The 24,652-nt window shown below is 44.0% G+C and carries 22 protein-coding genes; 12 read left to right on the top strand and 10 right to left on the bottom strand.

Going from position 1 to position 24,652, the window contains the following annotated elements; genetic code table 11:
• The first annotated feature begins 46 nt into the window (after window positions 1-46).
• Genes DSM107010_RS10085 through DSM107010_RS10075 form a run of 3 tightly spaced genes read left to right on the top strand, consistent with a single transcriptional unit; the run spans window position 47 to window position 3,720 of the window.
• Window positions 47-1,339: a glycosyltransferase gene (locus DSM107010_RS10085; RefSeq protein WP_106168674.1), complete on the top strand. Its 1,293-nt coding sequence runs from the start codon at window positions 47-49 to the stop codon at window positions 1,337-1,339.
• 34 nt (window positions 1,340-1,373) lie between these two features.
• Window positions 1,374-2,666: a glycosyltransferase gene (locus DSM107010_RS10080; protein ID WP_106168673.1), complete on the top strand. Its 1,293-nt coding sequence runs from the start codon at window positions 1,374-1,376 to the stop codon at window positions 2,664-2,666.
• Between the two features lie 19 nt (window positions 2,667-2,685).
• The gene (locus DSM107010_RS10075) at window positions 2,686-3,720 is read left to right on the top strand and encodes a glycosyltransferase family 2 protein (RefSeq protein WP_106168672.1); all 1,035 of its coding nucleotides are present in this window, start codon (window positions 2,686-2,688) and stop codon (window positions 3,718-3,720) included.
• A 128-nt stretch (window positions 3,721-3,848) separates the two neighbouring features.
• Here the strand turns inward: DSM107010_RS10075 and DSM107010_RS10070 are convergent, their stop codons facing one another.
• Window positions 3,849-4,505: a DUF938 domain-containing protein gene (locus DSM107010_RS10070; RefSeq protein WP_106168671.1), complete on the bottom strand. Its 657-nt coding sequence runs from the start codon at window positions 4,503-4,505 to the stop codon at window positions 3,849-3,851.
• A gap of 81 nt (window positions 4,506-4,586) precedes the next feature.
• Entirely contained in the window at window positions 4,587-5,849 is a 1,263-nt protein-coding gene (locus DSM107010_RS10065; protein WP_106168670.1) for an FGGY-family carbohydrate kinase, read from the bottom strand.
• Between the two features lie 220 nt (window positions 5,850-6,069).
• Between DSM107010_RS10065 and psaM the strand changes: the two genes are divergently transcribed.
• Together psaM and DSM107010_RS10055 are read left to right on the top strand one after the other, a co-directional pair.
• A complete protein-coding gene (gene psaM / locus DSM107010_RS10060; protein ID WP_015152217.1) occupies window positions 6,070-6,165 on the top strand; it encodes a photosystem I reaction center subunit XII in 96 nt (31 codons plus the stop codon).
• Between the two features lie 463 nt (window positions 6,166-6,628).
• The gene (locus DSM107010_RS10055) at window positions 6,629-7,015 is read left to right on the top strand and encodes a slr1601 family putative cell division protein (RefSeq protein ID WP_106168669.1); all 387 of its coding nucleotides are present in this window, start codon (window positions 6,629-6,631) and stop codon (window positions 7,013-7,015) included.
• A 36-nt stretch (window positions 7,016-7,051) separates the two neighbouring features.
• Here the strand turns inward: DSM107010_RS10055 and DSM107010_RS10050 are convergent, their stop codons facing one another.
• Both DSM107010_RS10050 and DSM107010_RS38290 read right to left on the bottom strand, forming a co-directional pair.
• Window positions 7,052-7,777: a tetratricopeptide repeat protein gene (locus DSM107010_RS10050; RefSeq protein ID WP_106168668.1), complete on the bottom strand. Its 726-nt coding sequence runs from the start codon at window positions 7,775-7,777 to the stop codon at window positions 7,052-7,054.
• Window positions 7,778-8,015: 238 nt separating this feature from the next.
• Complete coding sequence (locus DSM107010_RS38290) at window positions 8,016-8,321, bottom strand: hypothetical protein (protein ID WP_158631762.1); 306 nt, start codon at window positions 8,319-8,321, stop codon at window positions 8,016-8,018.
• A gap of 38 nt (window positions 8,322-8,359) precedes the next feature.
• On the opposite strand from DSM107010_RS38290, the gene DSM107010_RS10040 reads away from it, so the two are divergent.
• Window positions 8,360-8,824 (top strand): hypothetical protein, encoded by a 465-nt coding sequence (locus DSM107010_RS10040; RefSeq protein ID WP_106167658.1) that lies wholly within the window; start codon window positions 8,360-8,362, stop codon window positions 8,822-8,824.
• Between the two features lie 37 nt (window positions 8,825-8,861).
• Window positions 8,862-9,425, top strand: coding sequence for a glutathione S-transferase family protein (locus DSM107010_RS10035; protein ID WP_015152221.1), 564 nt, complete (start codon window positions 8,862-8,864; stop codon window positions 9,423-9,425).
• Window positions 9,426-9,552: 127 nt separating this feature from the next.
• Here the strand turns inward: DSM107010_RS10035 and DSM107010_RS10030 are convergent, their stop codons facing one another.
• The 4 genes from DSM107010_RS10030 to DSM107010_RS10015 all read right to left on the bottom strand — a co-directional run bounded on the left by DSM107010_RS10030 (window position 9,553) and on the right by DSM107010_RS10015 (window position 13,498).
• Entirely contained in the window at window positions 9,553-9,690 is a 138-nt protein-coding gene (locus DSM107010_RS10030) for a photosystem II reaction center protein K (RefSeq protein WP_039714828.1), read from the bottom strand.
• 187 nt (window positions 9,691-9,877) lie between these two features.
• A complete protein-coding gene (locus tag DSM107010_RS10025; protein ID WP_015152223.1) occupies window positions 9,878-10,951 on the bottom strand; it encodes a fatty acid desaturase in 1,074 nt (357 codons plus the stop codon).
• Window positions 10,952-11,116: 165 nt separating this feature from the next.
• On the bottom strand, window positions 11,117-11,677 hold the full coding sequence (locus DSM107010_RS10020) for a GNAT family N-acetyltransferase (RefSeq protein WP_051033144.1): 561 nt from the start codon (window positions 11,675-11,677) through the stop codon (window positions 11,117-11,119).
• Between the two features lie 69 nt (window positions 11,678-11,746).
• Complete coding sequence (locus tag DSM107010_RS10015) at window positions 11,747-13,498, bottom strand: dipeptide ABC transporter ATP-binding protein (protein ID WP_106167659.1); 1,752 nt, start codon at window positions 13,496-13,498, stop codon at window positions 11,747-11,749.
• Between the two features lie 253 nt (window positions 13,499-13,751).
• Here DSM107010_RS10015 and DSM107010_RS42160 point away from each other — a divergent pair, with 253 nt between their 5' ends.
• The 5 genes from DSM107010_RS42160 to DSM107010_RS10005 all read left to right on the top strand — a co-directional run bounded on the left by DSM107010_RS42160 (window position 13,752) and on the right by DSM107010_RS10005 (window position 16,068).
• On the top strand, window positions 13,752-13,883 hold the full coding sequence (locus DSM107010_RS42160; protein ID WP_256498647.1) for a hypothetical protein: 132 nt from the start codon (window positions 13,752-13,754) through the stop codon (window positions 13,881-13,883).
• A 6-nt stretch (window positions 13,884-13,889) separates the two neighbouring features.
• Window positions 13,890-14,012, top strand: coding sequence for a hypothetical protein (locus DSM107010_RS42155; RefSeq protein ID WP_258183884.1), 123 nt, complete (start codon window positions 13,890-13,892; stop codon window positions 14,010-14,012).
• 39 nt (window positions 14,013-14,051) lie between these two features.
• Window positions 14,052-14,222 carry a hypothetical protein gene (locus DSM107010_RS38285; RefSeq protein ID WP_158631761.1) on the top strand — a complete coding sequence of 57 codons (171 nt, stop codon included), beginning with the start codon at window positions 14,052-14,054 and terminating at the stop codon, window positions 14,220-14,222.
• 17 nt (window positions 14,223-14,239) lie between these two features.
• Window positions 14,240-14,602, top strand: a complete 363-nt coding sequence (locus DSM107010_RS10010) for an FAD-dependent oxidoreductase (RefSeq protein WP_051033145.1) — start codon at window positions 14,240-14,242, stop codon at window positions 14,600-14,602.
• A gap of 107 nt (window positions 14,603-14,709) precedes the next feature.
• On the top strand, window positions 14,710-16,068 hold the full coding sequence (locus tag DSM107010_RS10005) for an FAD-dependent oxidoreductase (RefSeq protein ID WP_106167660.1): 1,359 nt from the start codon (window positions 14,710-14,712) through the stop codon (window positions 16,066-16,068).
• A 157-nt stretch (window positions 16,069-16,225) separates the two neighbouring features.
• On the opposite strand, the gene DSM107010_RS10000 is transcribed toward DSM107010_RS10005, so the two are convergent.
• Both DSM107010_RS10000 and DSM107010_RS09995 read right to left on the bottom strand, forming a co-directional pair.
• Window positions 16,226-21,943: a hybrid sensor histidine kinase/response regulator gene (locus tag DSM107010_RS10000; protein WP_127022871.1), complete on the bottom strand. Its 5,718-nt coding sequence runs from the start codon at window positions 21,941-21,943 to the stop codon at window positions 16,226-16,228.
• A 360-nt stretch (window positions 21,944-22,303) separates the two neighbouring features.
• Window positions 22,304-24,640, bottom strand: a complete 2,337-nt coding sequence (locus DSM107010_RS09995) for a methyl-accepting chemotaxis protein (RefSeq protein ID WP_015152228.1) — start codon at window positions 24,638-24,640, stop codon at window positions 22,304-22,306.
• Between the last annotated feature and the right edge of the window lie 12 nt (window positions 24,641-24,652).

Here is a 24,652-nt window from a genome sequence, read left to right as displayed (position 1 = left end):
TTCACAAATGACCAATGACCAATGACTAATGACCGATAACACAACTATGAAAATCGCATTCATTGTTTGGCGCTTTCCAATTTTATCAGAAGCCTTTATTTTAAATCAAATTACTGGCTTAATCGATCGCGGTCATGATGTCCGCATTCATCCAATTAATGGATTGCCTAAAAACTATACGGGTAAGATACATCCTGTGGTTGAAGAATACCAGTTAATGAAGCGTACTTATTTTCCGCCAACAGTGCCAGAGAAGTTTTTTCCTCGTTTGATTAAAGGGTTAGGTTTATTTCTGAAGAATCTGAATCGAGGTTCTTGGAAAACATTACAATTTTTTCAGCCTGGTAAATATGATGCAGAAGTCGCAACGTTAAAATCTTTTTACAGAACTGTCGCGTTACTTCAAGATGGATCGTATGACATTATTCATTGTCAATTCGGTACGCTAGCGCCAATTGCTCTTGCTTATCGCGACGCTAATATTATTCAAGGTAAGTTAATTACCACATTTCGCGGCATTGATATTAGTAAATACGTTCAAGAAAACGGTGTTGATGTCTACAATAGGCTCTTTAGAGAAGGTGAGTTTTTCTTGGCAAATTGCGAATTCTTTCGCGATCGCGCGATCGGTTTAGGCTGCGATCCAACAAGAATTATCGTTCATGGTTCGGGATTGGATTGTAGTAAATTTACTTTTAAGCCGCGTTATTTTCCTACTAGTGGAAAAATTAAAATTGTCACAACAGGACGCTTGGTTGAAAAGAAAGGAATAGAATATGGTATTCGTGCCATTGCTAAGTTAGTCAAAACCTACTCGAATCTTGAATACAATATTATTGGTGACGGTGACCTAAAAGCCTACTTCGAGCAATTAATTAGCGAATTAAATGTCAGTCATGTCGTTAAATTACTAGGTTGGAAGCAGCAAAAAGAAATTATCGAAATTCTCAATGATTGCCATATTTTTATGGCTCCTAGTGTCACGGCATCTGACGGCAATCAGGATGCACCAGTCAATACATTAAAAGAAGCAATGGCAATGGGTTTGCCTGTTATTAGTACTAGACATGGTGGCATTCCCGAATTAGTTCAAAATGGCATATCTGGATTCTTGGTTCCAGAGCGCGATGCTGACGCGATCGCCACAAAACTCGAATTTCTGATCGAACATCCTGAAGTTTGGCAAAGTATGGGGAAAGCTGGTCGAGAGCAGGTAGAAGCGAAATACGATATGAACAAATTGAACGATGAGTTAGTGGCAATTTACAAGCAAATGTTAGATGAAAAATCAAATCGAAAAAAATCAATTCAGAACCTTCAAAAACTAATGCAGGTTTAGAGAAAGATTTTTACAAAAGAAAATTTTACTAAATATGAAAATCGCATTTTTTGTCGCTCGGTTTCCTGTTCTATCAGAGCCATTTATTCTAAATCAAATTGTTGGCGCAATCCAGCGCGGTCATGAAGTTGATATTTATTCCTTGGATGGCGCTCCCAAAGATCTATCTAAAGTGCATCCTTTAGTCGAACAATATCAACTATTAGAACGAACTTTTTACGCACCCACTCGACCGGAAAATGAGCTATGGCGTTGGCTGAAAGGGTTGATTTTACTAGCAATTAATTGCTACAAAAACCCTTTGGTGTGTTTACAATTATTGAATACTTCTCGATATTTGAGTCAAGCAAAATCGCTGAAGCTACTTTATCGCGCTATCCCATTTCTTAATAAGAAATCCTACGATATCATTCACTGTCAATTTAGTACTTTGGGTGTATTTGGCGTGTGGTTTCGTCAACTCGGATTAATTGAAGGGAAATTAATCTCTACATTTCGAGGTGCAGATATTAGTAAATTCTTACCCAAGTGGGGCGATCGCGTTTATCAAGAAGTCTTTCAAGAAACAGATTTCTTCTTGGCTAACTGTGAATTTTTTAAAAATAAGGCAGTTGCTTTAGGATGCGATTCAGACAAAATTCACGTCCACGGTTCGGGAATTGATTGTAGTAAGTTTGCTTACAAACCTCGATTTTTTCCTACTGATGGCAAAGTGAAAATTGCGACGACTGGACGTTTGGTAGAAAAGAAAGGAATTGAGTATGCGATCGCCGCAGTTGCTCAAATCGCTCAAACTTATCCAAATATCGAATACTACATCATTGGTGATGGAGAACTAAAAGCAGACTTAGAGCAATTAATTACTGGATTGAATGCCGAGCGTGCTATCAAATTATTAGGCTGGAAGCAACAGAAAGAAATTGTAGAAATTCTCGATACTTGTCATATTTTTCTGGCTCCTAGCGTGACCGGAGCTGATGGTAATCAAGATGCACCAGTCAATACATTAAAAGAAGCAATGGCAATGGGTTTACCTGTTATTAGTACTTTACATGGTGGCATTCCAGAATTAGTGGAAGATGGCGTATCTGGGTTTTTAGTTCCAGAACGAGATATTGAGGCGATCGCCACAAAACTTGAATTTCTGATCGAACATTCTGAAGTTTGGCAAAGTATGGGAAAAACTGGTCGAGCGCAGGTAGAAGCAAAATATGATATGGACAAGCTAAACGATGAATTAATTGAAATTTATCAACAAGTATTAGATTCAAAACTCCCCCAACACTCTTTGACAGATCGAAGTTTATTATTAACAGCAAATCATTAATACGGAGGAATCGATCGTAATGAAACCTATAGTGACAATCGTTGTCGTACCTCGCGAGCGCTTTAGCTGCACTCAAGCATCTTTAGAAAGCATTTACGCACACACAGATTTTCCTTTCAAGTTAATTTATGTTGATGGAAATTCTCCAGTCAAAGTACGACGATATCTAGAAGCTCAAGCTCAAGAAAAACGTTTTGACATTATTCGCACGAATTACTATCTTTCTCCCAATCACGCACGTAATATTGGTTTGAGTCGTGTCGATACTAAGTATTTGGTTTTTGTTGATAACGATGTCATAGTTTCTCCAGGCTGGTTAACAGCTTTAGTTAATTGCGCTGAGGAAACAGAAGCAACTGTAGTTGGTCCTTTAATGTGCGAAAAACAACCTATCCACCAAAGGGTTCACTTTGCGGGTGGAGAAAGTCGTGTTGTTACTGACGTGAAAGGTAGACGACATCTACGCGAAAAAATGTACAAACAAGGACATAACGCGGTAGAATTGCGTCCTCAATTGAAACGAACTCAAACTGAATTAGCAGAATTTCATTGCACCTTAGTCCGCAGAGAAATATTCGATCGCATTGGCTATCTTGACGAAGCTATGCTCAACACCAAAGAACACCTCGACTTTTGTATGACTGTGGCGCAAGCGGGAGGTACGGTTTATTTTGAACCAGATAGCTTAGTCACATACGTACCGGGTCCACCTCTAGAATGGACGGATTTGCATTTTTATATGCTGCGTTGGAGTGACGCTTGGACTCTAGGCAGCTTACAACGCCTACGCGAAAAGTGGAATTTATCAGAAGACGGTTATTTCCAAACCAAGTATAAAAAATTGGGAGTCAGACGCATTGCCACAATTATTAAACCCTTCGTGCGTCAGGTAAGTTTTGGATTTGAGAATAAGCCGTTGAAGCGAACCATGAAAAAACTCGACCGGAAATTCAACCGTTATCTGAGCGATCGCTATGCCAAAATGTTGCCACAACGCAAACTGGAGCTACCACCAATTCAGAAAGTAACAACGCCAGAGTTGGCTAAAGCGTGAATAAAATTGGGTAATTGGTAATTGCTAATTGGTAGTTGGTAGTTGCGTGGCTTAATTGCGACTTGCGACTTGCGATTTGCGACTTGCGATTTGCGACTTGAAATTGCTCCCTGCTCCCTAACACTAACTCACGCCTGAAAAATTACTGAAAGATTATTAGCTGGCATGGTATAGGTTCCAAGTAGGGAAAGATTTTCGCTGCGTGCGACTGCGACAACATCATCCAAATCGCGCACGCCCCATTCTGGATTTTGCGCCTGTAAACTTTCATCAAAATTAGCATTGCTGGGCGCAGTATGCCGACCCCCCTGCTTGAAGGGTCCATACAAATACAAAATACCCCCTGGTGGCAAAATTCGCCTTGCTCCTGCCATTAATCCCAGACAAGCCGACCAAGGGGCAATGTGAATCATGTTAATGTTGGCGATCGCCACAATCGGATCGCGTTGAAAATCTATATCATGTAAAGATTCTGGCAGTTCGTCCCTTTCTACCACCCAAACCGGATCGCTAGCATCTAACGCCAGCGGCGGATATAAATTATCTGTCGGACAAGATTCTCGCCATGCTGCAATGCTCTCTCGTGCTAAGGGATTTGGATCGGACGGAATCCAATTACGCGGGTGAAGGTGAGGGGCAAAATAAACTGCATGTTCTCCCGTACCGCTGGAAACCTCTAACACCGTACCTGTAGAAGGCAAAACTTGCAGCAGCACTTCCAGAATCGGCTTGCGGTTGCGTTGGGTAGCAGGAGCGTACTGTCGTCGGCTACTTGAATCGTTCATAAATTGTTCGTGCAGGTTATGGGGCGATCGCTAACATTAATTATTTCAGCATGACTTTCAGCATGACTTTCAGCATGACTTTCAGCATGACATTTGTGCCAACAGTGCCGTACCATAAGCCGCCTCTGCTTGCGCTGACTGCGCCACAGGCACGCCTAAATGTCTAGCGCGAATTTGACTCCAAATCGCATTTTTCGCCCCACCTCCAGCCGTGTAGACGCATCTCAAGGGGGTTGCGCCGAGCTGCTGCAATAATTGATATCCCCGTGCTTCGATCCGTGCCATACTCTCCAATAATCCGTGCAGAAACTCAACCGGATTTTCTGGACGAGGTTCTAGTCGCGGTGGCAAATGAGGATCGTTAATTGGGAAGCGATCGCCTGCTTTGAGCAAAGGATAGTAATCTAGGGGACTTTCGTAATTAGGATCGATCTCACCGCTCAGCGTTTCTAACTCTGCATCTGTAAAAAAGTGCCGCAACACAGCTCCACCAGTATTAGAAGCCCCACCAGCCAACCACAAATCGCCTAGTCGATGGCTGTAAACTCCAGAGCGAGCATCTTCCACCCGCGTCCGACTGAGTAATTTGAGTACCAAGGTCGAACCCAATGATGTCACTGCTTCTCCAGGGGAGTTCGCCCCGCTAGCCAGAAACGCAGCAATACTATCTGTCGTCCCAGCACGTACCACGCAGCCTTGAGGCAAACCCAACCGCGATCGCACCTCTGCCGTCACCTCTCCTACAGGCGTGCCAGGAGCGAGTATCTGGGGCAAATTTGGCAGTGCAGGCAATTTCAATAACCAATCAGGATAACATAACCGTTCCACGTCATATCCCAACTTCAGAGCGTTATGATAGTCACTCACTCCTAGCTGTCCGTGCAATAGAAAACTAAGCCAGTCGGCTTGGTGTAGGAAATATATTTTTGTAGGGGCGCACAGGTATGCGCCCCTACAAGCTTTTTGCCACCACAACAACTTTGCCAAACTGGACGTAGCGCCGATCGCAACGTGATGGGGAGGAGCGATCGCGCGTAACTCGTCCATGACGGCAATGCCGCGATCGTCGTTATAGAGTAGTGGCGTAACAATTGGATTGCCCGTCGCATCACACAGTAGGACGGTGGAAGAAGTCCCGTCAATCGCGATCGCTTCTATTTTCTGCCGTAGTTCTAAGGGCAGTTGCTCTAGTAAGCAAAACAATCCCGTCTCCCATTGAGCGGGTGCAGTTGCTAATTTTGACCCTGTAAAAACATGCTTGGCTTCTGCCAGAGTCTTACCTGCGGCATCAATCGCCACGGCTCTAGCGCCAGAAGTGCCAAAATCTATTCCCAGGGAAATCATTAGTTATCAGGAAGTAGGGGGAGAAAGGGAGCTGAGGGAGCTGAGGGAGCTGAGGGAGCAAGACAAGTCACAAGTCACACTTAATTCCGAATTCCGAATTCCGAATTCTTCCCACACCCTATTTACTAAGAGTTGTAACAAGCTCTTCCCCTGATGAGGAAATTCATTTGAAATTATGAAACTATCTGGTAAGAATACTTTGTGACTAGGAGGCTTTTTAATGAATATATCAGATACTCAAGTTTTCGTTGCCCTTGTAGTAGCATTACTACCTGGTCTACTAGCTTTTCGGCTAGCTACCGAACTGTATAAGTAGAAATTTAGGTACATTTGTTAACTATGACATTGTGAGGCAGAGACTACTGGTTTGTTTGTTAACTGAATAAACACTCATAGTTCAACTGCTTCCAAGTTGAGTTTTGAGTCAGGGGATCGCTCCTCGACTCAAAACTCCATCTCAAATCATTTAAATCAGTTTGAATCGAGCTTCGATTGCATAACATCTACCAACTAGCAAAACCCCGTTTCGCGATCGCCAGTCAGTTACTCTACAAAGATCGACTGTTGACCTCCAAGCGTCCTCTCTACTGATTTACCGTATATTCACGAGTTTTAATTGTGCGACGACCGAAAGTATAGCTACGTTTGCGTAAAACTACGGTTGGGAGCCAGAGCAGAGTGAGAGTAAGGTTTTGGGGATTCTTTGTATCAAAATAAACAAACAGCACAATCTACAGACTGTATAAGACTAGTTGTTTCATCGCCCCTTTTGAGCAATTATGAACGCCATTCAACCGTCTAGACCACCTCTACAGCCACAAAAGACTCGTCGCCAGGAGCGCCGTAGAAAGACCGTACAGCGCCAGCAACGCCATCCTAATCGCACGTTAGTTTTAGAAAATACGGCAAAATTATTTGCCAACTGTGCCATTTCTGCTATAACGCTGTACGGTTTGGTACAGTTAGCACCCTATCTATGGTCGCAGCAGCAAAAATCAAATGCAATTAATACCGAAGTCAAGCAGATAGAACAGCGCGTCGGTCATTTGCGTCAAGACCTCAACCGCTACTTCGATCCCCGTCAAAGCCATTCTTTGATGAAAGAGCAAAATAATTTAATCGAACCAGGACAGCGCCAAGTCTACTTGCTCGACAAATCTAGATAGCAATTAGCGACCGGCAATTAGCAGCTAGCATTACCACTAATTGTCAATCGTTAATAATTGGTTTAACCAAGTTTCCACCTGAGTGCGTAAACGCATAGCAGGATCGGCATTGGAGCTGTTGTGCTGTGGTAGAAGCTCTAAAGCACGGCGATAATCAGATATGCAGCAGTTCCAATCACCCCACAAATGATAAGTCCGACCGCGTTCGGCATAAATATGTCCTTCTAGCTGTCCTAGTAACAGTGCCAGATCGAAACTTTCAATTGCCTCTTCATAGCGTTCCAAATCGCGCAGAGTAATGCCTCGGTTGAATAACGCCCGCACGTAGCTAGGATTGAGATCTAGAGCGCGATCGTAGTCAGCCAATGCAGCGAGAAAGTTTCCACAGGCGGCGTGATAGTTAGCCCGATTGTTATAAGCTTTTGCTAAATTGGGATTCAGTTCTAGTGCGCGATCGTAGTCAGCGATCGCCTGTTGAAGTTGACCAGCTTGAAAGTATACTAATCCCCGATTGTTGTAGTCAATCGCATTTCCAGGGCAGCGATAAAGCAGTTGGCTCAACAACGCGATCGCGTCGGCATAGTTTCCCTGCTGCGATTTCTCCGCAGCACATGCACGTAAGTAGGTATCGGATAAGGCTAGTTCTGGTTGCCGTTTACCGTTTTGAGAGGCTATGGGCGACTGATTAGCCATGCCGCTACTATTACGTTGATGACGGCATTTTCGATTCTTTTTTTCTGCTTCTAACGATTGGCTTCTCATGATGGTTGCTGGGCTGTTGAGCCACAAGCTCTATAAAATAAACTTATAATTATCTAGACTCTATCTGCTGTATCTTTGTGGCACTTACTTAGGTGTCTTCGCCTAGACTTTTTTATGTCAAGCATTAGTAGCGCCCAAGTCGATGCTCACACTCTATGATTCTCACTTCATACTGGATCATTCATCTTTCCGCAGATAAATTCCAGAAGATTTAGGAATTAGGCACAGTTATTAGTTATCAGTAGAGAGTGGTAATGGGTAATGGGTAATGGGTAGTTGGTAGTTGGTAGTTGCTCCCCTGCTTCCTTGTCCCCCTTCGCCCCCTAATCCCCACTCCCTTCGGTCGTGGGGTCCCCGAGTTCCCCCTTGTCCCCCTTGTCCCCCTTGTCCTCCTGCTCCTCAGCTCCCTCAGCTTCCTCAGCTCCCTCAGCTTCCTCAGCTCCCTCAGCTTCCTCAGCTCCCTCAGCTCCCTCAACTCCCTCAGCTCTCTTTTCCCTGCTCCCTTTTCTTCAATACGTTCGACAAGTTGATAAAATGCAAGCACGGTGACTGCTGTATTTGGATTTGTGAGAGAATTTTGTTATGACTACTGCTACTGTGTATGCCAACGCGCCCGAGCTATCCTCGGAAGACTACGTTGCGATCGGATTAGCGACATGCTTTGTGAAGGAAGAGGGAGAAGTGCGCGAACTAGAAATTATCGAGCCGATACCCTCTGCTGCTTTAGAAGCGATCGCTAAAGGTATTCCCACATCTTACAAACTGGTTAGCGCTACAACCCTGGGAACGGTTTTAGCTGGGGACAAATTACAGATCCCTGCTGGTTTTCCCACCTCAGCCCAATTTAGCGACGACTTCGGACAACGGGCGATCGCTGCTGCTCGTACTTACAAGAGCCGTACTGTTGCTAAGGCTCTCATTCCTCTCGGCACAACTCGTGAAGATTTTAATTATTCCACAGAACGCAAGCGCGTACTAAACACGAAACGAGTTGTTAGTAAAGACGACAATGTGAAGCAGCACGCCTACACCCATCAAGTTCTGTGATTGTCGAGTTTTGTAACAATATTTTAATCTTGCCAACATGCTCAAGCTTTATGGTGGTGCTTTTAGTCGTGCCGCGATCGTTCAATGGTATTTGGAAGAACTAGAAGTTCCCTACGAATTTGTCATGCTGGATATGAAAGCAGGAGAGCATCTCCAGCCAGCATATCTTGCCATTAATCCCTTTGGTAAAGTTCCAGCAATTGTAGACGGAGATGTCCGACTGTGGGAATCTGGAGCAATTCTCGCCTATCTTGCCGACAAATACGAAAAAGCCGAGCTGTCCTTAGAAGAACGCGCTCAGCTGAGCCAATGGATTTTATTTGCTAATGCCACACTGGGACCAGGAATTTTTGTGGAAGCAAACCGCGATCGCGAAATGCCGCGTCTGATGACTACTCTTAATCAAATTCTAGAGCAGCAATCTTATTTGCTCGGTCAACAGTTTAGTGCAGCTGATGTCGCGGTCGGCTCTCTCTTAAGTTACATTCCAATCATGTTAAAGCTAGATCTGAGCGGATACCCAGCAGTTGTTGGCTATGTCAAAAGACTCGCCGAACGTCCGGCATTTCAAAAGTCAATTGGCTCTCGCCGTGGTGGGTGAAGAAAAGTAGCCTTCAAAGTCTGTCTCATTAAAATTTGTTGAACAATTCATCTGAAAAAAATAGCAGGGTAGACGATGCCTATCCTGCTTCCACGTATTAAGAGTTAGCTCTGCGTTTAGCCCTAGCTTATCTAAAGCCAACAGCCGCTTGCCAAACAAAAGCTAGCAGCAAGAAAAATAGAGGAATCAAGGGCAGAACGTCAACTAGAGGATCTAGGATGGAATATGCTTCCGGTAGTTTTGCTAACAATAATGCGGCTTCCATACTTAAATTTTCCTTCTCAACACAGCTTTCAGAATTGACATGCATCTTAACATGAATCAGTTATCAGTTGTCAGTTATCGGTGACTAGTGACTGGTGGCTGGTGACAAGAGTTGAGTCTAACCACTAATCACTAGCCACTAGCCACTCACCAACGATCGCTCATTCCTAGCTTCTGACTTCTGACTTCTAGCTTTTGACTTGTCCTGATTTCCTGTTCCCTAAACGAAATTCCTGACAAGACTGGTAGCAATTGTCAGGGTCGTAAATATGACATTGAGACGTAATTTCCTGCATTAGAGACCAAGAAAAGTTGGATTCTGGGTGTAAATAATCACCCCAGTTTTGTTGTAAGCTGCGATAAGCTTGCCACAGTTTGTAGGAAGGAATTGCAGTCGAAATGTGGTGGGGAATATGGACGCTGATATCGTGGCAGAGAAATTCTACCCATTGGGGATAATTACAATGAATAGTGCCTGACAACTGCGATCGCGCCGCGTTCCATTCATGAGGATGATAGAAAGGAATATCTACAGCTGTATGGTGTACCAGAGTAAAAGTACTCATCCAAAAATGATAAACCAACCAAGGGATAAACCAAAATTTGATAACTCCCCAGAAACCAGTAGTAGCAAAAAGTAGCGGAAATGCGATCGCGGCAAAAACAATGACTAACATTGCCGAAAACCTGACCTGTTCGCGCTGTTTCCCTTCAAATCGAGTCCAGTTAAAGTGTAATGCTCCCCAGTGTAAGGTAGAAGCCATCCACCAGAATTCACCCCGCATCAGTCGATAGCCCCATTGTCCAAGGGAACCTAAACTAGCATAAAATTCTGGTTGAAAGGGTTGCCATGCGTTGTCTTCACCGATTTTATTAGTGTGTAAGTGGTGGTGATTGTGTAAGATGCGCCAGCTATGGAAAGGGTAAATTAACGGTAATAGTAGCGTATGCCCTACTAAATCATTAACCCAACGACGTTTAGCAAACGAACGATGTCCGCAATCGTGGGCAATCACAAAAAAACCGGTCAACGCTGTACCGGTAAAAATCCAAACAAAGGGTAACAAATACCAAGGCGCGATCGCTAAACCTACATAACCCACCACAACCATAAAAATATTAATGAATACCTGCGACCATGCTTGCAGGCGATCTCGTTGAAAGCACTCTTTAGGTATGGTTTTGAGGATATCTTTGAGACGTGTTTCAGGATTGAAGGAACCATATGTTGGTTGTTGAGGCTGTGGAATCAGTGTAGTCATGAACACCTGTAATAAACGATACCAATTGCTAACACACCACTAAGTTGATAGCGTGCTGATAGTTTTGCGATCGAACTGCTTCGGAATTATATCAACCTTAAGTATCCTAGAAAAAGGGGCATTTATATAGATGAAATCGCGCATTCGCAAGTCAGACAGTCGAAATTAACTGCTCCCTGCTCGTCCCTGCTCCCTGCTCTCTTGCTTCACTGATAACTGAATTTGCTTTCCCATTATGACCAAATCGCGCTCTACACCGTCAAGATTGGCGACCTGGGGTAAATAACCCCAACGCTGAAAGCCAAACGCATCAAATAGTTCTATGCTGGGATGGTTATGGGCAAAAATGAAGCCTAATAGAGTTTTTAACTCCAAGCTGGGGCTTTGCTCGATCGCATAAGATAACAATTGTCGTCCCACGCCACAGCGACGATAGCTAGGAGCAACATATATACTCACCTCCGCAGTTGCTTTATAAGCTGGTCGTCCATAAAAAGATTGAAAACTCAGCCAGCCAGCTATAGCTGCATCTATTTCTAATACCCAAATCGGACGCTCTGCTGGAGAATGGGCGAAAAACCAATCCGTGCGGCTTTCTACAGCTACGGGTTCTAGATCGGCTGTTGCTAATCGGTCGGGAATTGCAGCATTATAAATTGCGACAATTTCTGACAAATCGGCAACCACTGCATCGCGAATCGTTCTCATCACCTCTTCACCCCTCATCCACTCGATCGCACAGCTCTTACATTCCCCACTCCCTACTCCCGTACGGACGGGTTTCCAAACCCGCCCCTACTGACTCCCTAATAACGGTGCAGCTGCCAACAGCGTTTGGGTATAAGGATGCTGAGGATTGTTAAAGATAGCTTGAGTCGTATCGATTTCGACAATCTGACCGCTATTCATCACAGCAATGCGATCGCATAAAAATCGAGCTACCCATAAGTCATGGGTAATAAACAAATAAGTTAAATCGAACTCTCGCTTTAATTCCAGCATTAAATCGAGTACCTGAGCTTGGATGCTAGCATCAAGCATACTGACAGGTTCGTCACAAATTATCAGTCGCGGACGAGTAATCAACGCACGGGCGATCGCGACTCGCTGCTGTTGTCCGCCAGATAGTTCGCTAGGATAGCGGCTGTAGTAATTCTCTAATGGAGTTAGTCCGACGCGCTTCAGCATTGCCATGACCTGCTCTTTTGCTTTTGCAGGATTAGCTATTTGATGAATGAACAAAGGTTCGGCAATATTCTGCCCCACGGTCATTGTTGGATTAAGACAAGCATGGGGATCTTGAAAGATCATTTGCATTTGTCGTCGAGAAAGACGCAGATCTTGTCGCGACAAAGTAGTTAAATCCGTGCCTTGCCACTCTACTTTTCCCGATGTAGGGCGAATTAGCTGTAATATTGTCCTAGATAAAGTACTCTTACCACAGCCCGATTCCCCAACTAATCCCAAAATTTCCCCAGGGAAAAGTTCCAAATTTATTCCATCTACAGCCTTAATTGTCTGGTCTTCAGCTTTAAACAACCGCTCGATAAAATTGCGTTCTAAGCTGTAATGCTGTTTTAAATCCGTGATTTTGAGAATTGGTAATTGGTGATTGGTAGTTGGTAGTTGGTAGTTGGTAGTTGGTAGTTGGTAGTTGGTAGTTGCTGAGTGGCTGGAATTGCTTCCTTGTCCCCCTTGTCCCCCTTGTTCCCCTGCTCCCTGTCCCTGCTCCCTGCTCCCTACTCCCTGCTCCCCATGAATATGCAAAGCCGCCTGCAAGAGCGATCGCGTGTATTCGTGTTGCGGTTGCCGAAATACTGTTTGGGAAGAACCAGTTTCGACTAATTCTCCATCGTGCATTACGCCAATGCGATCGCAGTATTCTCCCACCAGCGCCAGATCGTGAGAAATCAATAACAAAGCCATGTCCCGCTCGCGACATAGACGCATCAGTTCTTTTAAGATTTGCGCCGCTACGGTTACATCTAAACTCGTTGTTGGTTCGTCGGCAATAATTAGTTTGGGATCGAGCATTAAAGCTAGGGCGATCGCTACCCGTTGCCGCATTCCTCCGCTAAATTCATGTGGATATTGATGAGCGCGATTTTCGGGAATTTTCGCGGCGGCGAGAGTGGCGATCGCTTTATCCCGTAATTCTCGTTCTGACAGGTGGGGTTGATGCGCCTTCAAAGTTTCCATGCAGTGCTTGCCAATCGTCATCAGTGGATCGAGCCGTGTCATCGGATCTTGAAATACCAATGCTACTGCTTCTCCGCGAAATTGCCGCATCTGGGTAGGTGTGAGATCTAGCACCGATCGCTCCTCAAACATCACCTTACCATTTACGCGGCTGGCTGGTGGTAACAGGCGCATTACAGCCCGTCCTAGAGTCGATTTACCGCAACCCGATTCTCCCACCAGACCCAGGCGATCGCCCCGTTGCAGCGTCAAAGATACGCCGTTAACAGCCCATTGCAGGGACTCCCTATCTTGTTGATGTGGATAGGCAACTTTGAGATTCTCGATATCAAGTAGAGCTTGGCTCATATTATCAGTTATCAGTTATCAGTTATTGGTGAATTAATTTTAGATTGTGGATTTTGAATTGGTCATGGGTAATGGTAAGTTGTAAGTGAGAATTAACTAATCACTGGTCACTGGTCACCGATAATATCTGGTTTGTAACTATTTGAACTACAGTTAGCTATAAAAAAAGTTATTTTTTTAACAAAAAGTTAGTCGTAGTCGAGTTAATGCTTAGTTTTTAAATCTATTTTGCACTCACGTAAGATTCCTACTGATGCTTGAAACCAAAAGTTCTATTCTCATCCTCGGTGGTGGTTTTACTGGTTTATTTACTGGTTTATTTACTGCTCTACATTTAAGCCATCAGCATTGCTCTCTACCCATCGTGACGATCGATCGCGAGTGAAGTTTCATGTTTAAACCCTTACTCTATGAGTTTTTGAGTGGGGAAATGAAATCGGATTCGGTGTGGGCTAGATATGACGACCTGTTGCATAACAGTGGAGTTGCTTTTATTCGCGACACGATCGCATAGATCGATCTACCAAATCGCCAAGTCCATCTAGAGTCTAAATTGGGTTATACATACAATTATCTAGTTTTAGGTTTAGGTAGCACTACGGGTTCTTTTGGCGTAGAAGGAGCAAGCGAGCATTCTTTTTCGTTCCGCACTGGAGAAGATGCGATCGCGTTAGGGAGACATCTACGCGATTGCTCTAAAGAGCAACTCAAACAGAAGATATAGAACAACGCCGCACTCTATTGACGTTTGCTGTTTTGGGTGATGGTCGTTCTGGAGTAGAGCTAGCTGCTACCTTAGCAGACTTATTACCCGATTGGTATGCTCAAATTAGTGGTAACAAACAAGAAATCCGGGTAGTCATTCTTCAACGCGGTAAAGAGATTTTAAAAGGCGATCGGGATAAGTTGCGCTCCTCTGCCAATCGAGCCTTACAACAGCATGTCGTACCCGTGGAATTGTTGTTAGAAGCTGAAATTAGTGCCGTGCATCCGCAACGGGTAGAATACAAACACGGCGATCGCACCCTAGAATTACCAGTAGCTACGATTATCTGGACGACAGGAACTGCTGTTAATCCTTTAATTAAGCTATTTAACAAATGACTAATGACCAATGACAAATAGCAGCATTTTGGTAGAGTGTAAAATATATCTCCATGAATTAACATGAAAGAATAACTATTATGACGAGCGATCGCAACGGCTGAGAAATGTTATTAGATCGAGACAAACAAACAGTGCAATCTGGAAATATTCCTTATGAAGTAGCTATCATTGGAGCTGGCATTTCTGGAACTGCTTTGCTGTATAGCTTAAGTAAGTACACTAATGTAGAGCGGATTCTCTTAGTAGAAAAAGAATCAGAAGTTGGCTTATGCAATTCTCATAAAACAATGAATAGCCAAACGCTTCATTTTGGCGATATAGAAACTAACTATACTCTAGAAAAAGCTCAAAAAGTGAATCGAGCCGCAACCTTAGTCAGAAACTATCTTTTAAGGAACGACACCAGCCAAAAAAGCTATAGCAAGTACCATAAATTAGTCTTAGGTATTGGAGCAGAGCAAGTTCAAGAACTGCGAGATAGATACAGAGAATTTCAATCGTTATTTCCGCAATTAAAATTAATTCAAAAGCCGGAAATAGAGGCGATCGAACCTAATCTTATTAAAGATAGAAAGCCCGACGAAGAAATTATAGCTTTATATTCTGAAGCTGGTTATACAATAGATTTCCAGGCATTATCTCGCTCGTTTTTGCAAAACTCGATTGAAACTCAAAAACCAATTGACATCATGATGTCAACAAAAGTTAAGTCTCTAAAAAGAGAGAAAAATTTATACCATATACAAACTGACCGAGGAACATTTTCAGCGAAAAGTGTTGCTTTTGCCACTGGAGCATATAGTCTTTTATTTGCCAAAACTCTAGGTTATGGAAAAGATTATGCCCTTTTGAACGTAGCTGGAAATTTTTATTTTTCACCAGGTGTTTTAAATGGCAAAGTCTACACCGTACAAATGAAAAAAATTCCCTTTGCTGCTATTCATGGAGATCCGGAAGTTCACGACCAAAGCCTGACTAGATTTGGTCCCACCGCCAAAGTCACTTTACTATTAGAGAATCGCAAATATGCTACTGTTTTAGACTATCTTAAAACAGCAGGATTCAGTATCAATGCTATTATAAGCTTTTTAAATATACTGTCAGATAAAACCATTTTCAATTATATTTTGAGGAATTTAATTTACGATCTACCGTTAGTCGGTAAAAGATTATTTTTAAAAGAAGCACGTAAGATTGTTCCTTCTTTACAACTGAACGAATTAGAATTTGCTGAAGGTTATGGAGGAATCAGACCCCAAATTGTTAATACAAAAACTAAGCATCTTGAAATGGGGGAAGCCAAAATAGTCGGAGAAAATATTATATTTAATATAACTCCCTCTCCAGGGGCTTCTACTTGCTTGCAAAATGCCGAATACGATACTGAAAAGATTGTTGCTTTTTTAGGAGCGCAATACACATTTAATAAGCAACAATTCTGGAAAGATTTAGGAGATGAGTAAGGATACCAGAAAGCAGGAAGCAGGGAGGCAAGAGAGCTGAGGGAGCTGAGGAAGCTGAAGGAGAGAATATAAATTCGTTATCTCTATTTTGCTACACATAAATAAAGAGATATGCCGTAGCACATCTCTTCTAGCAAACTGAAACTAGCTTAATTGCCTACATACTACTAGCACTACTAACAGCAATTAATACCTCACCTTTGAGCATTCTCTGAGCGCCATCAAGCAATGCTTCTTCTAAATATGGTTTAGTGAAGTAGCCGCTAGCTCCTAACTGGAGTGCCATTTGGCGGTGACGGTCGGAACCCCGCGATGTCAACATGGCAATTGGTAGTTGACTTAATCTTTCCTCTTTTTGCATCCGCGATAGCAACTCTAAGCCATCCATCCTTGGCATCTCGATATCGCAGAAAACTAAATCGCAAGGTAAACCATCGCGGAGCTTGTCCCAAGCTTCCTGACCGTCACGCGCTTGTTCGACACGATAGCCAGCATTGGTAAATGTCATCGACAACAGCTCGCGGACTGTAATCGAATCATCAATAATTAGTACTAATGGTTCTGTTTTAACTGGCGCTGCTGGTATTGGCGGTGCAGGAATATGTCTGGGCGACCAAACAGTACCTCTACCATCTTTCTGAATCCGTCCTACAGATAGATCGATTAACTCCAATACATCTGCGATCGGCACGATCCGACCGTCCCCCAAAATTGTAGCACCAGCAATTCCTGCTGGCTTGGGTGCAGGTGCTTCAAACTGTTTAATTACAATTTCTTGTTCGCCTAACACCTGGTCAACTTGGAGCGCGAAGAATGTGTCGGCAGAACGGAGAATCACAATCGAAACTGCATTGTCGTCGCGACTGCTGCCATAAATGCTACCTCTCCCTAATTGGCGAGTGAAACTGAGCAATTCTTTTAAGGGTCGGAATGGCAACAAGGAATCGCGCCAAGGAATGCAGGTCTGTCCTTCTGCGTTAGCGACGATATCATTCACGGGAATGTCTATCATCTGTTCCACACCGTCCATTGGGAATGCAATTCGAGCCTTATCGCTCACGCAACAAAGTGCTTTACAAATACTCAGTGTTAGAGGTAGACGAATTGTAAAGGTTGTTCCCTTGCCTAGAGTGGAATCAGTGTGAATTGTACCTCGCATTTGTTTGAGGCTAGTCAACACTACATCCATCCCAATACCGCGTCCGGCAAATTGGTCTACTTGCTCTTTGGTGCTAAAACCTGGTTGGAAGATCAGGTTAAAGACATCCAAACGATCCATGCTGTCTGCTTCTGCTGGAGTAATTAGCCCATTGGCGATCGCTTTTGCCTTCACTTTTTCTGGATCGATCCCAGCTCCATTATCGCTGACGGTAATTACGGTCTGATTGCCTTGGTGAAAAGCGCGAATTGTAATTTTGCCAGCCGCAGCTTTGCCTTTAGTAGTTCGCTCATCTGGGGTTTCAATCCCGTGAGTAATCGCATTGTTGACTAAGTGGGTCATGGGGTCGTAGAGTTGCTCCAAGAGTCCCTTGTCAATCAAAGTCTCGTTGCCTTCTACTTGTAGTTCTGCCTGCTTACCGTATTTGAGAGCAATATCACGCACGGCTCTAGGCAACCGTTCGGCAATTTGACTGAAGGGAACCATTCGCGATCGCGTGATACCTTCTTGCAAGTGGGTTGTCACTTGGCGGAAGTTGCGCGCTACTTGCTCGGTTTCACCCGTGACAAATTCAATATCTGAAGAAGCCTCGCGTACCCTGACGATCAACTCGATCATTTCCTGCGCTAAGGTATGGAAGCCTGTAAAGCGATCCATTTCTAGTGCGTCAAAGTTGACTCCAGTGGCGTGCCGTTCCTCTACTGAGGCAGAATTGCCATCTGGAACTGAAATTAATTTTCCTCCCTGACGACTATTGAGTAGGGATGCTTCTAAGAGCGATCGCTCGTATAGTTCCTGCATCCTCGTACCCACATCACCCAACTGCTGTACTTGGTGCAGCAAGTTGTCGAGGAACTGTCGCAGCCTTTCTTGATCTTGCTCTAAGCTATTCCGGTATACAACTAGCTCCCCAACCATATTACCAATACTATCTAGTTGCTTGACTGGCACGCGCATCATCTGCTCGAAGGCGGGACGGCGAGGGCTAGGGGACGCAGCGGCTGGTTGAGGTGCTGCTGGAGCTAGTTGAGGTGCAACTACATTGGTAGTTTTCGCCGGAGTCTTCTGTAATAGCTGTTCCAAATCGCCAAAGCCACCATCGCTTGGAGCTGTGCTAGTAGCTGCTGCGACTTTGGGAGTTTCCTGCAAGAGTAAGTCCAAATCGCCAAAGTCGTCCTCACTGCTTGGTGTTGTAGTAGGTGTCTCGATCGCAGGTACGATGGGAGATGAGCTTAAATCTAATAAAGCTTCTGCCGTGGCGATCGCATTTGCGACCGATTCTTCCTCATGCAATAATGCATTCAGTTCGGGAAAATCGTCATCTGTTTCCAACTGCGAGTCAGCTAAAAAATCTGCTTGGGCTTCTCCTAGCAAGTCCTCATTTTCAGTTGTATCTTGGCAGATGGATTCCACTACGGACATCAACTCTGTAATATTCTCATCGATGATAGCCGCCGTGGAGGTAGAAAATAGCTCGGCATCACTTTCAGCTATTTCAGCCATTAAATTGAAGTTGTCGCCTAACTCCAAACTGGGTTCGAGTTCAAAGCTGGGAAGATCTTCGTTCTCAGTTTGAGTAAGATCGTAATCCAAACTAAGTTCTGCTTCCCCAGCATCCCAGGCGGCGCTTGTAATAGAACCCTCATCATCGAAAGATGTTTCTATTTCGCTGCCAGCATCCCAACCTACCATCAGTTCGGCACTGCTGAAATCGTCTGTCGCTGCCAGTGATGCGTCGGTGAGTAAATCACTGCTAAGCTCTAATTCTAGATTGACTGATGCGTCGGTGAGTAAATCGCTGCTAGGTTCTAATTCTAGATTGAAGGAATTATTTAATTCTTCTACCGTGGCAGAGTCAAAGCCCATCTCTATGGTTTCGCTACCAGTATCCCATTGTGCGATCGATTCTCCATCTTCCGTGGAAGCTTCGGTTACTAAGCTGAAGTTATTGCCTAACTCCAAACTTGGTTCGAGTTCAAAGCTGGGAAGAGCTTCGCTTTCAATTTGATGGGTATCAAAATCTATACCTAGTTCATTTTCCCCAACATTCCATGTTGTACTAGGAGTGATATTTTCTTCATCTTCTTCGACATCGAATGTCTTACCAGGAGTGGTACTTTCGTCATCAACAGGCATTGATGCTGATTGTGCAAATAACTCTGAGTTAGATGCGTTAAAACTGATACTGTCGCTCAACTCGATAATAGTGGAATCAACTCCCATTGCTAGGGCTTCACTGCTAGTATCCCACCCTGTCATCAGCTCGGCACCACTGAAATCGTCTGTTGTTAGTGATTCGTTGGTGAGTAAATCGAGATCGGACTCTAATTCTAAGTTGAGAGTGTGGTCTAATTCTATTGTGGCAGAGTCGAAGCCTAGTTCTAGAGTTTCGCTACTAGCTTCCCATTGTGCGATCGATGCTGTATCTTCTGTAAGCCTCTCATCTGTTGATTCTTCCAGCATGAAAGAAGAATCAAAGTTTGTTACTGCTATCTCTTCTGAAGTGGGAGAAGTAAACAAATCAGCAGTACTATCAAAGCCTAATTCAGATGCTTCAGTCTCAGTATCCCATTCCGACATCGATGTGGCGCTACTATCACTCCACTGGGAATCAGCTTCCGTTCCCAAACCAAGGCTCTCACCTAATTCCAGACTAGGCTCAGCTTCTAAACCAAGACTCTCACCTAATTCCAGACTAGGCTCAGCTTCTAAACCAAGACTCTCACCTAGTTCCAGACTGGAATCGACTTCTAAACCGCAACTCTCACCTAGCTCCAGACTAGAATTGGTTGTCAATTCAAGATCGTCACTTAATTCCATTAGTGTAGAGTCAAAACCTATTTCTGGGGCTTCGCTGCTAGTATCCCATCCTGCCATGAAGTTTGGATTGCTATCATCGGTTATTGACGTTATTGGTTCTAAGCTGGATTCAGTCTCAAAACTAAAATTACCGCTCAACTCCATAGGAGAAAAGCCAAGTTCTAACTGTCCTACATTACTATCATCCCATCCTTCATCGATCTCTGGAGCAATGTTGTCAGTTTCTAAGCCTAAATTCTCATCTATTTCAGGAATTAAATCGCAATTTAATTCTACTGGTTCAATCTCACTGTTCCATTCGGTCAATGATTCTGTAACATCATTATCAGCATCGGTTGTAAATATTGGTGTTACACTTGCGGGATATGCGATCGCGGATAAATCAAACTCTGATTCAGTCAACTCAGATTCTACTTGTGGCACAAAAGCAATCAAGTCATCTGATATAGCGAATTCATTGCCTAATTCAAGCTGTATTTCTGTATCGGCGATCGCTTCTACCGAACTATCGACAACAGCTTCGGAGCATGATGTTTCGAGCTGCGGTAAGCTCTGAGTTTCCTCTGTCCACAACTGATTTAGATTGACGTTTTCTGAATTATCTGTAGGGTTCGTTGCTTCCAGAGATGTAAGGTCATCTAAACCTACTGTCGTAGCACTAAACAAATTCAAAAAAGCAGGTTCTTCGTCAATTGAATTTAGAGAAATATCTTGGGCTTCAGTAAACAAATTATTGAGTGCTAAAGTTTCTTCAGAAGAAATAGAAGCTTGCGATTCAATATCTTGAAGCGAGATATCATCCGAGCGATCGTTGATGACATTTAACAAATCGGTTGTTTCTTGCCAAAGTTGATTATTGCTGTCTGACTTGGGAGTAAATAAGCTGCTAAGAGCGTCATCATCTGACAAGTTGTCCAGTTGTTCTTCTGTAGAGAATGCTGTTTTGACTTCATTATCAACAATTGCAGGAGGTGTGAAGATATCCGCTCCTAAAACGAGAGAACTTTCAGTAAACTGATTCTCGTTTAACTCAAAACTATTGCTATTGTTTTCTTCCCAATCCAGCAAGAAAGTATTAATCGACAACGATTGCAATTGTTCGCAGATGGTAATTTCATCTGCACGGTGAGCGAGAATGAGTTCCTGTGCTTGTTTGAGTTCGCGAATAATGACTGGAGCAAGAGTACGATAGGAGTTGTCGGTATTGGCGATCGCCCCTGCTGCTGTTTCGCACAACGTCAACCAGCCAGATAAGTCATATTCCACTCCCATCTCAGCGAGTCGGGTACAGCACGCCTGAAGTTCTTGGCGCGTTTGAGATGTCTCCGGCTGCTTAAATAGTTGTAACAACTCTCTGAGTGTTTCTGGGACGCTGTACTCAAAAGCGGATGCACAAGCAGCGATCGCTGCTTGTGCATCCGCAGTAACCGCAGGCATGGATAATTCATCTGGATGCATACTACCACCAGCTTGTCCCACCAGTACAGACAGTTGATGTTCCAGAGCAGCAAACACCGGTTCGACTTCTGCCATTAACCGGCTGGCTTCACCATCGCTTAAGTTAGAGCCATTTTGGAGTTGCTCCAAAAGTGCCTTTAAATTATCGAAAACTTGCAAAAATAATGATTCTAGAGTTTGCTCGATTTGAATCGACGGACACTCTTTCAAAATTTTGAAAAAGTCTTCCAAGCGGTGAGCTGTACGCTGGATGCTATTCAGACCCAGCATTGCTGCTCCTCCTTTAATTGAGTGAGCAGCTCGAAAGATTTCATTCACCATTTCCGAATCTGCAAGCGTACTTTGCAAATTTAACAAGCCTTGCTCGATCGTATTTAGATGGTCGCTGGCTTCTTCGAGAAAATAGCCCAAAATCCGCTGTTGTTGTTCCGGCAGCATAATAATTCTTTTGAGTTTTGAGTTCTAAGTTTTCAGGTAAGAGAATTAGTTTTGAGTTAAGAAATTATTTTGAGTTTTGAGATCGGAGGATAGTATTGAGTTGAGGTTGCAGCCATAAATCAATACTTGACAATAAGTGAAAAAATAGTAATAGACAATTTCATTCCTACTCGTGTTACACTCAAAACTCAGTAGAATTGGGCGAAAATAGAATTATAAACGCTCAGTTAAGAACATTATTCGTACTATTTAACTGAAAGTTTTTGATTTTGGAATTACTTTAAGGAATCTAGGTTGTTACATTCCAAAATTCCAAATTCAAAATGGAATCGCCCTTTGCTACCATTCAAAACACCATAGCTACACTCGGAAGCGTTCTACTGAAGTCTGTAGTTCTCCTGCTACCTGCACGAGGTTTTGCAGAGAGCCAGAAACTCGCTGAGCTTCCTGAGAGGTTTCTTGTGCTGTTAACTCTACTGACTGTACCACAGCTGCCACGGCGCGAGAGGTTTCTGTTTGTTGTACGGTGTCAGCAGTAATCGAACCAACCAAAGCATCAATACGATTGGATACTTGCACGATGTCTTCCAGCGATCGCTTAGCTTGCTCGGCTAGTTTCGTTCCTTGAATAACCTGTTGAGTTCCCTCTTCCATCGCTGTCATTACCGAACCCGTCTCGCTTTGAATTTGCCTCACGATCTGTTCGATTTCTTTCAACGCCTTGGCAACTCTATCTGCTAGCTGACGTACCTCATCCGCAACAATGGCGAAGCCTCGACCTGCTTCTCCAGCTCTTGCTGCTTCAATACTGGCGTTAAGTGCCAACATATTCGTCCGCGAAGCGATTTGAGAGATCAGTGCCACAATCTTAGAAATTTCTTGCGAGGATTCTGCCAGCCGCTTTACCTTGCGAGTGGTTTCCGCTACCGTCTGCCGAATTTCTAAAATACCTGCTACTGTTCTTTCTACTGCCTCACCGCCTTTTTGAGCGGTGTCGGAAGCAGAACGCGCTACAGATTCAGCCTCTCTCGCCGATTCTGCTACACGTTGAATTGCGTCTGTTAGCACTTGTACAGAATTAAGCGTAACTGCTAGCTCTTCAGCTTGACGCAAAGCGTCTTGGGACAGCGCCCGGGCAAATGTTTCGTTGTCGGCAGATCCTTGACTGACCTGTCGAGCTGCTAGTTTTACTTGTCCGACGATCTCTCGCAGATTTTGAATTGTTAAGTTAAACGAGTCGGCAACCGCTCCTAAAACGTCAGCAGTGACTTCAGCCTGTACAGTTAAGTCTCCCCTTGCCGCACCTTCTACGTCGTCTAGTAGCCGGATCACCTGCCGTTGTAATTCTTCTTTAGCCTGTTCTTGTTCTTGTGCTTTGCGCTGCGTTTCTGTAGTAATTTGAGCAATGCCTTGTAGCATATCGTTAAACTCAGAAGCTAACAGTCCAAACTCATCTTGAGAATAAACTGTAGCTCTAGCATCGAGATTGCCTGTCCGCACGGTATTAAATTGTCCGCGCAGATCCATTGTGGTGTGTTGAATTTGTTTGAGCGTCAGTCGTCCCATGAAGCGCGAGCTAGCAAAACTTGTAGCTCCAGCAACCAGAGCCATAGCTATACCCGTACCTTGGACTGCACGCTGGTTTTCACCTTTGAGCAGCATCGATCCGCCAAAGCCAGCAGCAGTGACGACTAGAGCAGAGGTAATACCAACAGTGCTTGCCGTAAGCCATTGCTTTTTCGCCAGAGGAGCTTGCTCGAACTGTCCTACCAAGCCGCCACTGTTGGCAGATAATTGACGATCGCCTGTATCATCTGCTTGCAAATTGGGCATGGACGATGCCAATTGAGCTACTTCTGCCTTGTTGCTGGCGCGATCGCTCAATTCGCCGTGACTGTCCGCAGACGATAAGGATGAGGCACTTCCTGATAGAGGAGAAGATAACAATCCAGAATCTAGCAATTCAGAAGCCGACTCTGGAAGTTCAAACTCCTCGATTGAATTGCGCTCGGAGCGACTAACATTGTTGTTTTCGGTGTCAAGATCGTAGCGCTCGGAAAACTCGCGCTCGATTTGAAAGTGAGACAAGTCTGAATTGTGAGGATGAGAAAGCTCGTGCTGGCTCAAATCTGGTAGGCTCGACTCTAAATTGCTATCTTCTGATAGATTACTTTCTGGCTGATTCCAGACAAAAGGATTGCCAAAAGGCATAGAAGAATTGCTACTGCTGGTAACATTTGTACTGTCAAGATGCGATTGGGAAAACGGACTATCAAATTGATGCGAAAAAGACTTTGGAGAATCTGAATATGACGACTGCTCTGTAGCATAGTAGTCCGGCGGTTCGGCAGCGTCAGCTCCCAATAAGAAAGTATTTTCAATTTCTGACGCTGGCATCCTGCCATTACTATACTGCTCTGAACTTTCGTACTGTTTAACTGACTCCAAGCCGTTTTTCGCACAATCGATCAATTCTGGATCTTGTGTCAGTTGTAATACAGTTTGATATTGTTCTCTAGCAATTTCGTACTGCCGAAGAACGCAGTAAATGTGACCTCGTAGGAGGCGACTATTAGGATCGGCAGGAAAGTCTTCGATCAATCGATCGACAAAAGTAGCCGCCTCCTCATAGTTACCTTGAATATAGGCTGTTTGAGCTTGTTGATATTGCTGCTCGTGATTAGTACTTGATGTCATTTGCTGCCTCTG

Origin of the sequence: Chroococcidiopsis cubana SAG 39.79, assembly GCF_003991895.1 — a bacterium.
GTDB classification, from domain to species: Bacteria; Cyanobacteriota; Cyanobacteriia; order Cyanobacteriales; family Chroococcidiopsidaceae; genus Chroococcidiopsis; species Chroococcidiopsis thermalis.
This window is presented reverse-complemented; position numbering and strand designations above follow the sequence as displayed.

Coding starts and splice junctions, on each gene's coding strand:
- DSM107010_RS10070 (WP_106168671.1), bottom strand. CDS start 4,505: ATGAACGATTCAAGTAGCCGACGACAGTACGCTCCTGCTACCCAACGC.
- psaM (WP_015152217.1), top strand. CDS start 6,070: ATGAATATATCAGATACTCAAGTTTTCGTTGCCCTTGTAGTAGCATTA.
- DSM107010_RS10015 (WP_106167659.1), bottom strand. CDS start 13,498: ATGAGCCAAGCTCTACTTGATATCGAGAATCTCAAAGTTGCCTATCCA.
- DSM107010_RS10020 (WP_051033144.1), bottom strand. CDS start 11,677: ATGAGGGGTGAAGAGGTGATGAGAACGATTCGCGATGCAGTGGTTGCC.
- DSM107010_RS10030 (WP_039714828.1), bottom strand. CDS start 9,690: ATGGAAGCCGCATTATTGTTAGCAAAACTACCGGAAGCATATTCCATC.
- DSM107010_RS10080 (WP_106168673.1), top strand. CDS start 1,374: ATGAAAATCGCATTTTTTGTCGCTCGGTTTCCTGTTCTATCAGAGCCA.
- DSM107010_RS10040 (WP_106167658.1), top strand. CDS start 8,360: ATGACTACTGCTACTGTGTATGCCAACGCGCCCGAGCTATCCTCGGAA.
- DSM107010_RS10065 (WP_106168670.1), bottom strand. CDS start 5,849: ATGATTTCCCTGGGAATAGATTTTGGCACTTCTGGCGCTAGAGCCGTG.
- DSM107010_RS10050 (WP_106168668.1), bottom strand. CDS start 7,777: ATGAGAAGCCAATCGTTAGAAGCAGAAAAAAAGAATCGAAAATGCCGT.
- DSM107010_RS10005 (WP_106167660.1), top strand. CDS start 14,710: ATGTTATTAGATCGAGACAAACAAACAGTGCAATCTGGAAATATTCCT.
- DSM107010_RS10000 (WP_127022871.1), bottom strand. CDS start 21,943: ATGCTGCCGGAACAACAACAGCGGATTTTGGGCTATTTTCTCGAAGAA.
- DSM107010_RS10085 (WP_106168674.1), top strand. CDS start 47: ATGAAAATCGCATTCATTGTTTGGCGCTTTCCAATTTTATCAGAAGCC.
- DSM107010_RS09995 (WP_015152228.1), bottom strand. CDS start 24,640: ATGACATCAAGTACTAATCACGAGCAGCAATATCAACAAGCTCAAACA.
- DSM107010_RS10055 (WP_106168669.1), top strand. CDS start 6,629: ATGAACGCCATTCAACCGTCTAGACCACCTCTACAGCCACAAAAGACT.
- DSM107010_RS10025 (WP_015152223.1), bottom strand. CDS start 10,951: ATGACTACACTGATTCCACAGCCTCAACAACCAACATATGGTTCCTTC.
- DSM107010_RS42160 (WP_256498647.1), top strand. CDS start 13,752: ATGCTTGAAACCAAAAGTTCTATTCTCATCCTCGGTGGTGGTTTTACT.
- DSM107010_RS10035 (WP_015152221.1), top strand. CDS start 8,862: ATGCTCAAGCTTTATGGTGGTGCTTTTAGTCGTGCCGCGATCGTTCAA.
- DSM107010_RS10075 (WP_106168672.1), top strand. CDS start 2,686: ATGAAACCTATAGTGACAATCGTTGTCGTACCTCGCGAGCGCTTTAGC.
- DSM107010_RS42155 (WP_258183884.1), top strand. CDS start 13,890: ATGTTTAAACCCTTACTCTATGAGTTTTTGAGTGGGGAAATGAAATCG.